This window comes from Marinobacter sp. G11, assembly GCF_021282325.1.
GTDB lineage: Bacteria > Pseudomonadota > Gammaproteobacteria > Pseudomonadales > Oleiphilaceae > Marinobacter > Marinobacter vinifirmus.
Genome location: NZ_JAJSPB010000111.1, coordinates 1 through 747 on the forward strand (window position 1 = coordinate 1; position 747 = coordinate 747).

Below are 747 nucleotides of genomic sequence, written 5' to 3' on the forward strand. Positions count from 1 at the left end.
GAATTAGAGGGGGAAAGCTACCGACGACAGCAACAGCTTAAGCAGGCTGGAAAGAGTAAAAAGTAAGACCACCCAACCGGCCATCATAGTTGTCGCGGACCGGACAAGATAGTTGACGCCAGACAGTGGGATTTCGAATACCCCCATTCCAACGCCCTGGGATACCCTCTCTGGAACCTCAACTGGAATTGCCCGGGGGTCGTCGAGTCGCATGCCAGATACTCTGACTGAGTTCTCTGATTCACATAGAGTATCTGTAACTACTTCGAGCCTTCCTGCCGGTGATGGGCCCTCAAGACGGGCATCGTAACGAACGATATTGAGCTGTTTTAGGATGCGATCTGTTTCGACACTAATGCGAACAAATGCGTCTTGATTGGACGTTGTTCCCAACATCTGTTGAATATCTTCCTCGAACGCATAGAGGCTAATTCTTTGCGCCTGGGCATTCACCGTGAAAGGATAATGACGACGAAAATTGGGAAGGTGCGGACACACAAGCTCAAGAGAAACAAAGAATTGTTCTCTCGTGTCGGGCTTTGGTGTCAGCGTCATAGACATCCCTATAAGCTGATCGAGGGATATCAAGCCACCTTTAACTTCAGTGCCCACATCGTCATTGTAGTAGCCCCCATTTAAACCGGACACCTTGGTAGAAGCAAAGGCCTAGGCATAGACCTAGTGCAAAGGAGTGTCCAAGGTGGAGAGAATCGAAGTCATAACCGGAGTGCAGCGCCGTCGCCGGTA

At 50.1% G+C, this 747-nt stretch carries 1 protein-coding gene; it reads right to left on the reverse strand.

Features of this window, described 5'->3' with window-relative positions; translation table 11 throughout:
- Positions 1 to 3 precede the first annotated feature (3 nt).
- Positions 4 to 555 (reverse strand): hypothetical protein, encoded by a 552-nt coding sequence (locus tag LWH94_RS19275; RefSeq protein WP_232903315.1) that lies wholly within the window; start codon positions 553 to 555, stop codon positions 4 to 6.
- Positions 556 to 747: the final 192 nt, after the last annotated feature.